Source organism: Capnocytophaga sp. oral taxon 324 str. F0483, from assembly GCF_000318315.2.
Taxonomy (GTDB): domain Bacteria; phylum Bacteroidota; class Bacteroidia; order Flavobacteriales; family Flavobacteriaceae; genus Capnocytophaga; species Capnocytophaga ochracea.
Genome location: NZ_KB291477.1, coordinates 1 through 8884 on the forward strand (window position 1 = coordinate 1; position 8884 = coordinate 8884).

The 8884-nt window shown below is 40.7% G+C and carries 12 protein-coding genes; 9 read left to right on the forward strand and 3 right to left on the reverse strand.

Going from position 1 to position 8884, the window contains the following annotated elements:
* The first annotated feature begins 381 nt into the window (after positions 1-381).
* From HMPREF9072_RS00025 to HMPREF9072_RS00065, 9 genes are all read left to right on the forward strand, one after another.
* Positions 382-1491, forward strand: a complete 1110-nt coding sequence (locus tag HMPREF9072_RS00025) for a beta-ketoacyl synthase N-terminal-like domain-containing protein (protein ID WP_009409892.1) — start codon at positions 382-384, stop codon at positions 1489-1491.
* 88 nt (positions 1492-1579) lie between these two features.
* On the forward strand, positions 1580-1783 hold the full coding sequence (locus tag HMPREF9072_RS00030; protein ID WP_232300827.1) for a 3-phosphoshikimate 1-carboxyvinyltransferase: 204 nt from the start codon (positions 1580-1582) through the stop codon (positions 1781-1783).
* A gap of 26 nt (positions 1784-1809) precedes the next feature.
* Positions 1810-2181 (forward strand): type II toxin-antitoxin system VapC family toxin, encoded by a 372-nt coding sequence (locus HMPREF9072_RS00035; protein WP_009409894.1) that lies wholly within the window; start codon positions 1810-1812, stop codon positions 2179-2181.
* Positions 2182-2184: 3 nt separating this feature from the next.
* Entirely contained in the window at positions 2185-2727 is a 543-nt protein-coding gene (locus HMPREF9072_RS00040) for a hypothetical protein (protein WP_009409895.1), read from the forward strand.
* Positions 2728-2849: 122 nt separating this feature from the next.
* Entirely contained in the window at positions 2850-3080 is a 231-nt protein-coding gene (locus tag HMPREF9072_RS00045) for a hypothetical protein (protein ID WP_009409896.1), read from the forward strand.
* An 86-nt stretch (positions 3081-3166) separates the two neighbouring features.
* Positions 3167-3424, forward strand: coding sequence for a phosphopantetheine-binding protein (locus tag HMPREF9072_RS00050; protein WP_009409897.1), 258 nt, complete (start codon positions 3167-3169; stop codon positions 3422-3424).
* Positions 3425-3426: 2 nt separating this feature from the next.
* Positions 3427-4623 (forward strand): beta-ketoacyl synthase, encoded by a 1197-nt coding sequence (locus tag HMPREF9072_RS00055; protein ID WP_009409898.1) that lies wholly within the window; start codon positions 3427-3429, stop codon positions 4621-4623.
* A gap of 191 nt (positions 4624-4814) precedes the next feature.
* The gene (locus tag HMPREF9072_RS00060) at positions 4815-5249 is read left to right on the forward strand and encodes a hypothetical protein (RefSeq protein ID WP_009409899.1); all 435 of its coding nucleotides are present in this window, start codon (positions 4815-4817) and stop codon (positions 5247-5249) included.
* A 114-nt stretch (positions 5250-5363) separates the two neighbouring features.
* The gene (locus tag HMPREF9072_RS00065; RefSeq protein WP_009409900.1) at positions 5364-5960 is read left to right on the forward strand and encodes a ribonuclease HII; all 597 of its coding nucleotides are present in this window, start codon (positions 5364-5366) and stop codon (positions 5958-5960) included.
* Between the two features lie 51 nt (positions 5961-6011).
* On the opposite strand, the gene HMPREF9072_RS00070 is transcribed toward HMPREF9072_RS00065, so the two are convergent.
* The 3 genes from HMPREF9072_RS00070 to dut form a co-directional block, all read right to left on the reverse strand.
* Entirely contained in the window at positions 6012-7280 is a 1269-nt protein-coding gene (locus HMPREF9072_RS00070; RefSeq protein ID WP_009409901.1) for a murein hydrolase activator EnvC, read from the reverse strand.
* Between the two features lie 63 nt (positions 7281-7343).
* Positions 7344-8120 (reverse strand): DUF4292 domain-containing protein, encoded by a 777-nt coding sequence (locus HMPREF9072_RS00075; RefSeq protein WP_009409902.1) that lies wholly within the window; start codon positions 8118-8120, stop codon positions 7344-7346.
* A gap of 30 nt (positions 8121-8150) precedes the next feature.
* Positions 8151-8588 carry a dUTP diphosphatase gene (dut, locus tag HMPREF9072_RS00080; RefSeq protein ID WP_002674355.1) on the reverse strand — a complete coding sequence of 146 codons (438 nt, stop codon included), beginning with the start codon at positions 8586-8588 and terminating at the stop codon, positions 8151-8153.
* Between the last annotated feature and the right edge of the window lie 296 nt (positions 8589-8884).

Genomic DNA, 8884 nt, shown 5'->3' on the forward strand with positions numbered 1-8884 from the left:
ACCCCACCCTTCTTACACCCTTTTTTCACCAAAAAACCTCTTAGCTTCCTTCTGAAAACCTTCGTTCCCTTCCGAAACCCCTAACCAGTCTCAACACATCGTTTTTTCATCTCAAACTTTGGCAAAGTTGAATAAACTGACAATACCTCCGCTGGTGCTTTTCTTGTAGCTCGCACCCCATTTGCTAATTCTCTCATTTTCTAATTTCCTAATTTACTCATTTTCTCTGCCTGTCGCTTTTACGTCGCAATTCCTAGTGCCTATGGCCTAAGGCCTCGCTCCTAATTTTTAACCCTTATCGTACTACGACTTGCTAATTTGCTAATTACGTCGTATCTTTGCACTTTATATCAAAAGTTTGTAAGGCTCCTGCCACCAAAAATGTATATCCAGCATTATAATATAGTAACCCCTTTAGGCTTCGACCTCCCTACCACCGCCCGTTTGTTACTGCGCGAACGCTCAGCTATCGCCCGTTATCCTATGTACGGACAGCTCACCGATGTTTGCCTTTCTAAGATTGGCGACGGAGCTATCGAAAACCGATTTCAGCAGGTGGTAGAACGTAATGACTTTTCACGCTTAGAAAAGCTTCTGCTCTTGGCAATAGCACCTATTTTCCATAAAATCAAAATCACCCCTCGAACCGCTCTTATCCTTTCCTCTACCAAAGGCAATATTTCAGCGCTTGCCGATGGCGATAGCGCTCCTCTGCTTTCAACTTTGGCTCAAAAAATGGCTAATGCCATAGGGGTAACTACTACTCCCATAGTCGTTTCCAACGCTTGTGTCTCAGGAGCAATGGCACTCTCGGTAGCCGATAGACTCCTGAAAGCCGATGCTTACGATAGTGCCATAGTATTAGCAGGCGATGAGATAAGCGAATTTGTGCTTTCGGGCTTTCATTCCTTTCAAGCGATGAGTGCACAACCTTGCAGACCTTATGATGCTCAACGCGATGGTATTACCTTAGGCGAGGCTACCGCAGTGGCTTATGTAACCCGTGAGGCAACAGGCGCTAAAGCACAACTTTTGGGTAGCAGTTCTATCAACGATGCCAACCATATTTCAGGACCTTCACGCACAGGCGAAGGGCTTTATTTAAGCGTCCTAAACGCCCTCGATGAGGCAAAGTTACGCCCTGAACAGATAGACCTCATCAACGCTCACGGCACCGGCACCCTTTATAACGACGAGATGGAGAGCACTGCCTTTATGCGCGCCGGACTCTTGTCTCCTCCGCTAAACAGCTACAAAGGTTATTTCGGTCATACCTTAGGCACATCAGGTTTGCTCGAAACCGTACTCACCATCGAATTTGCTCGCCATAAAATTCTCTTAAAGAGCCTAAATTATGAAACCTTAGGCGTTTCACAACCCATCAATGTACTAAAACAAACCCAACACACAGAAGTAAAACACCTCCTAAAAACCGCCTCAGGTTTCGGCGGAAGCAACACAGCATTAGCAATAAAAGTGATTAACGATTAGATATTTCCAAAATATCATAAGAAGTGTTTACAAATCGCGTTAGTATATTGGCGAAATATTTATATCTTTGCAGAAAATTATGAATATTATGGGAACAGATGTTTTAGAAAAGAAAAAAAAGCAAACTACCTCAGACATAGGTAGTAAAAAAATAGGTTTTGCTCTTATAATAGAAGAAAAAGAAGACGCTCATCAAGAAGAAAACCTAACTACTCTTATAAAAGAAGCCCAAAAAGTGGGAGCCGACCTTTATAAAAAAGGGTTAATTGCTCCTTGTAACCCTATCCGATAAAATGAAAAAGGTAATTTGCGATACGAATGTATGTAATAAGCCGTTACATTCTTAATAGTAGTGCAGAAATAACGATAACCATTGATGAAATTATAGGAATACAAAATATATGCATTACTCCTGTTATTTATATTGAATTGATGAATTGGCTCGCTTTCTATGAGGGTATCGAAAGGGCTAAGCGAATGAAGCTAAAAACAGTAATAAATAGCATTCCAGTAATTAATATCAACGATGATATTTGTAACGTCGCAATGAAACTTGTTTTCCAAAAACCTCATTCAAAAGTTGCCGACACATTGATAGGAGCTACTGCTATTTATTATGATATGAGTATCTATACCTTGAATAAGAAAGATTTTGAACTCATAGGAGCTCCCTTATATAGTATCACTTAAAATATGAAAACTTGTACGATAGAAAATAATACCATAACCCTCAACGACTCTGTGCTTTTCTCCGATAAAAGTACTTCTTTCGTCGATTTCTCCAAAAAAGCCCTCAAAGCCCTGCAAATGGATTATCCCAAGTTCTTCAAAATGGATAACCTCAGCAAGCTCGCTTTTTTAGCAGCCGAAGTCCTCTTGCGTCCGTTTTCGCAGTCGGAGAAAAATAGCGTTGCCCTTGTATTCGCCAATCGTTCTGCCAGCCTCGATACCGACCTTAAACATCAAGCTACTATCGCGAACCCACACGAATATTACCCCAGTCCCGCTGTGTTTGTTTACACCCTACCCAACATCTGTTTAGGTGAGATAAGCATACGCCACCAGCTGAAAACCGAAAACAGTTTTTTTGTATTCGATAGCTACGAGCAAGCTGAACCTTTCCTACAACAGTATAGCCAAGCTCTATTAGCCCAAGGCAAAGCTCAAAGTGTACTAATGGCGTGGGTAGAGTTCTTAGAGGGCGAATATAGAGCCATAGCAACTTTAATAGATTAGTAAAATTTGCCAATTAGCAGATTAGAAAATGTGTAACATCACAAACTTAGCCTAAATTTTAACTTTGGCTAAGTTATTTACAACAAAAATCAGTTATTTTTCATCACGTTTATAAAGAATTTATGGATTTATACAAAGAGACTGACCATCTTGTCAACATTTTAAAGCAGAAAGGACATACTGAAATAGCAACACAATTATCCGATAGTATAAGATATAGTGCTATAGGAACAGAAATATTAATGAAGATAAAGCATCATTTAAACGAGATTTTAAAAACACCTCAAAACTATGATGAAACCATAGTTTCTTTAGCTAAAAACATAGAGAACAGAATTACAAATGCTTTATAACCTTCATTGCACAATTTGCTAATTTCCAAAATTTGCTCATTTGCTAATTCTTCACTATCTTTGCCCCCTAATAATAACTTTTTATAATGGACGCACTTATTTTAGAACTCAAGAACAAAATTATTGAAGTACTCAACTTAGAAGAACTAACCCCCGAGGATATCGATGAAAACGAGTCCCTCTTCGGCACTGGCTTAGCCCTCGACTCTATCGATGCTCTCGAACTTATCGTACTACTCGACAAGAATTACGGTATCCGCTTAGACGACCCTAAAAAAGGAAAAGAAATCTTCCAATCGGTGAAAACAATGGCTGATTACATCACCGCTCACCGCACCAAATAGCGATGCCGAAAAAAGTAGTCATTACGGGAATGGGAATTAACTCTTCGATAGGTAATACTGTCGAAGAGCATTTTTATGCCCTTACCCATCGCCAAGCAGGTATCAGCAGGATTGAAAATGTAGAAACCATTCACGCCGACCACATCAAGGTAGGCGAAATCAAACGCACGAACGCTGAGCTTATTACTGCTTTGCGATTACCCGAAGTGAACGCCTATTCACGCACCTCTCTCTTAGGAATTATCGCCTTACAAGAAGCGATTGCCAATGCTGGTCTTACCTCAAAAGACCTCACTCATAGCGGACTTATTATGGCATCTACTGTTGGGGGTATGGATATGACCGAAAACTATTTCTTCCGCTATGGCGATGATGAACCCCTGCGGCGCTATATCACTACTCACAACATAGGCGAGGTAACTCACCAAATCGCCAATTATGTAGGCATAAAAGGCGTTGTAACTAGCGTGAGTACTGCCTGCTCTTCTTCGGCAAATGCCATCATAACAGCTATCAACCTGCTTCGTACAGGCAGAGCCAATTGCCTCATTGCCGGTGGTGCCGATGCTCTCTCTAAATTCACTATCAATGGCTTTAATACCCTGATGATTCTCTCTGATACCGACTGCACTCCTTTCGACCAACATCGCAAGGGCTTAAACTTAGGGGAAGCAGGTGCTTTTTTGGTGTTAGAAACCGAAGAAAATGCCCTACAACGCGGGGCTTCTATATTAGCAGAAATCAAAGGGTGGGGTAATGCCAATGATGCTTATCACCAAACAGCCTCCTCCGCCGATGGTGAAGGCGCGTTTTTAGCAATGCAAAAAGCCCTACAAATAGCAGGATTAACCCCCGCAGATATCGATTATATCAATGCACACGGAACAGCTACCGTAAACAATGATCTCTCCGAAAGTCGCGCCTTAATGCGTATCTTTGGCGAGCACGTCCCCGATTTTAGTTCTACCAAAGCCTTTACAGGGCATACTTTGGCAGTAGCTTCGGCAGTAGAAGCGGTATTTAGCGTTTTAGCCTTACAATACGGCGTGGTATTCCCTAACCTCAACTTCAGTACTCCAATGGAAGAAGTGCCTATCCGCCCACAAACCGAACTGAAATACAAACCTATACAGCACGTGCTTTCTAACTCCTTTGGCTTTGGAGGTAACTGCTCAACGCTTATTTTAGGTAAGAGGTAAGAATTGTCACGCCCTGAAATAGTTTTGCACTGAAAACAGTAAAAATATAACTGAACTAAGAAAAAATAATAGTTTGGCACAGTGATTGTTTTTCATTTTTTACTCAGTTGAAAAAGTTAAATTTCATTAATTATTTGTTTGTTTGGTTCTTATTTATAGGTTTGTACTCTAATCTTAAAAGTAATCATATTATGAAACAGACTCTTAAAAACAACTTGATAGTCGTATCGCTTTACATTTTAGCGGGATTTATCTTCAACGGATACCTACCTTATATGTTAGTTGTATTCCTGATACTATCGGCAACAGTTTCTTACTTTTTGTTCAGAAGAAAAAGTAAAGAGGAAACACGCAAGGGATTATTACTTATGCACGCTCCTTTTCTGTTAATTTTAATGGTAGCTGCTTTGTTTCTCAACAATATAAGGGTAGTACTTCCTTATTTGCTTTTTGTACCTGCTGTTGTATATTTGGTATATTGTGCTATATTTTCAGAAAGAAAAGTTCTGTTTTTTGCAGGAATCATAGCCTTATCTATTATTAGTGTAGTTACCTACAACGAAATTTCAGGAACAAATGAAATATTTGATGTAAGCTACTACTCGAGATTCATTACACAAAAATAAAATTAAGAAAAACCCGATTTATTACCTAAAGTCGGGTTTTTTATTGCTTTTTATAAGGGAAGGAGTAGATATTCTTCACTTTTTTCAACTACTTATATCTCTTATCTCTTACCTATGTTACAATTATTCTATCATTCTTCATTAGAAGCGGGTACTGATGAGGCGGGACGCGGTTGTTTGGCGGGTCCTGTAACGGCGGCAGCTGTGATATTGCCCCCCGACTTCAAAAACGACCTCCTCACCGACTCTAAACAACTCACCGAAAAACAGCGCAACCTCCTGCGACCTATCATCGAGCGCGAGGCAGTGGCTTATGCTGTTTGTCACGTACTCCCTGCCGAAATAGACGAGCTGAATATCCTCCGCGCTTCTATCACGGCTATGCATCGCGCTATTGCTCAGCTCAAAATAACCCCTGATTTTATAGCGGTAGACGGCAATAAGTTTTTGCCTTACCAGAAAATACCTTACGCTTGTGTAGTGAAAGGCGACGGCAAAATACAAACCATCGCAGCGGCTTCGATACTTGCGAAAACCTACCGCGATGCCTATATGGAAGACCTTGCCCAGCAGTTCCCTGAGTATCATTGGCAGCAAAACAAAGGTTATCCCACTCCCGACCACCGCAAAGCTATCGCCGAACACGGCACTACTGAGCACCACCGCAAAACATTTCAGTTACTGCCCGTGGAACAGTTGAGTTTATTCTAATAAAAATCCCTACAAAAGTTTACTTTCTTTTGTAGGGATTTTCTTATGTTATTACATTTTATGTATCCAGAATTCGGGGTTGAGGCGAGTAGTGTTTTTATATATAAAGAACTTCATTTCAGTCTTACCATTGCTATCGGTGAAGATTTTGCCAAGAGGCTCTTTGGCTTTTACCTTATCTCCTTTCTTTACATACACATCAGTGAGATTGTAATAAATAGTGATGTAGTTACCGTGTCGCACCTGCACCACTTTGTTACTTCCTGGTATCGATTGTATGGCTGATACTTCTCCTTCAAACACACAACGGGCTTCTGAACCTTTTTCAGTAGCAATGGTTACCCCATTATTGTAATGTTGCAACTCAGGATATACAGGGTCGTAATACACCCCAAAACCTTGCGATTTATAGCCCTTTGCCACTGGCCAAATAAGATTACCCTTGTTGGCTTCGAAGCTATCGGCTACTTTACGCGATTCGGGAGTAAGTACAAAAATAATTTCAGTATTAGAACCTGAGGAAGGAGAAGAAGTAGTTTTAGGAGCGTTTTTTCCTCTGTTTAAAGCAGCTAAACGCTCTTTCTCACGTTTATTTGCCTCTATAATAGCTAAACGAATCAGGCGCTGTATTTCGCGGTCGATAGCGTTAGCTTGTTTTTGTTTTTCGCGTATCTGTGCTTCATAGTTACGTTCTGCAGCACGGATATTGGTAGCCAACACTTCCAATTCCTTTTTCTCAGTCTCCAAAGTGGCTTGCTCTTGGCGTTGCTCTTCCAATACTTGGTTTTTAGTATTGCGTTGGGCTACCAAAGTATTGTTGATAGTCTTTATTTTATCAGTCTTTTCTCGTATGAGGCTCACCTGCTCTTTGCGATAGTTGGCATACTGTTTCATATAAGCCAATCGCTTGTAGGCTTGCGAAAAACTTTCGGAAGAGAGCAGGAATAACAATCGGTTTTGTGCCGATTTACTTTTGAACGACTGTTTGATAATCTTAGCGTATTCGCCTTTGTGATATTCCAATTCTTTTTTGAGGGTACGCAGTTGTTCCTCGTTGTCAGCTATTTCTTTGGAAAGCAAATTCGCCTGTTGCTGATTGATTTGTATTAGGCGTGTGCGCGCTAATATCTTCTCATTAGCAACTTCTATCTGCTGAATGGTAGTTTTGTGTTGCTGACTTTGTTGTTGGCGTAAAGCGGACATCTGCTTGATTTGTTCGAGCAGTGCCTTCTTGCGTTGTTCTAATTCTTTTTGCTTAGTTTGCGCTGTAAGGAGTAGCGGAAAGCAAAGCAAAAGCAGTGTGATTTTTAGTATATTCATAGGTCGTAGCACGACGGACAGTTTAACGTATTTTCAACTTTGGTAAAGTTTGAGACACATTTGTTACTTGTTTATTGTTATTTCTTTCATTCCCGATGGGATTTTAAAAGGAAAGGACAGTTTTTTATCTAAATCCAATCCTTTGAACTCTAAAGTGATTTGGGTGCTATTCTCTCCCTCGCTGGCAACTATCTTAATGGAGAGAGGTAATAAGAGTTCCCCCACTTGCTGATAGCTGTAAGTTGCTATTGCCTTTTGGTTTGCTCCCAAATGATTTACTTCGGTAACCTCCACACGGTAATTATCAGGGAAAAAGCGGTAAATCACTTCTACGGGCGACTCGCCGGTGACTTCAATATTATAGCGGTTGTTGTCCTCAGGGAGGAGCTTGATAAAACCTTCGCTTTTAAAGTTGAGACTGTAAAGCGCATTGCCTAATAATAGGTTCTGCAATTCGTTAAAACCTACATCAATGCCTAACAGTTTGCTGATATAGCTAAAATCACCGCTGAAAAAAGAACTGTCTAAACGGTTATAATATTCGGCTTTTTCGGGGGTGATGAGTGCTTTGGCTACTCCCAAAGGAGCGGATATCCATATTGTTTTGTCTTTCTCCATACGGAAAGATAGAGGCAAACTTTGCTCATTCTTACCGTCTTTATAAGTTACTTGCAGGTTAGCGCTAAGTGTTTTAAAATCAGGAAACGATTTTAGGTGGCGGTTGATAATTTCTTTGGCTTGTTTATCAACGCTTGTTCTGCCAGCGGGGGTTACCACTGCTTGTTTGGTTTTACAGCTCACCAATAGCAAGACTGTAAGGATTAAGATGATTTTTTTCATAATATGTTATTTCTCAATGAGACTATTTGCTTAATTACCTCCGGTGCTTCCGAAGCCTCCGGCACCTCTTTCAGTTTGTGAAAGCTCGGTTACAGTTTCAAAAGTGGCTTTCTCATACTTGGCAAACACCATTTGGGCAATACGGTCGCTGTGGGCAATGGTAAAGGGTTCATTGGATAGGTTTACGATAGGAACTTTTACCTCGCCACGATAATCACAATCGATAGTACCTGGGCTATTGATTACTGTAATGCCGTGCTTGATTGCCATACCGCTACGCGGACGCACTTGTGCTTCATAACCTTCGGGTATTTCTAAGAATAAGCCGGTAGGCACGAGGGTGCGCTCTAAGGGTTGTAAGGTGATGTTACTGTTAGGCAAATTAGCTCTTAGGTCTACGCCTGCAGCTCCTTCGGTTTGATATGAAGGGAGCTCGTTATTTGATAGGTTTTTTATTTTTACTGTCATTTTTTAGTGGGTTTCAACTTTGGTAAAGTTTGCGGTGTTTATTACTAATTACTTGTTGCGCCACAATTCTTGCGGTGTATTCATTCTTGATGTTTTCTTTTATTATTGGGTGCAAAGATACGACGTAATTAGCAAATTAGCAAGTCGAAGTACGATAAGGGTTGAAAATTAGGAGCGAGGCCTTAGTCCATAGGCACTAGGAATTGCGACGCAAAAGCGATAGGCAGAGAAAATGAGGAAATGAGAGAATGAGGAAATGAGAAAATGGGGTGTGAGGTTGTATTAGAGGAATGAGG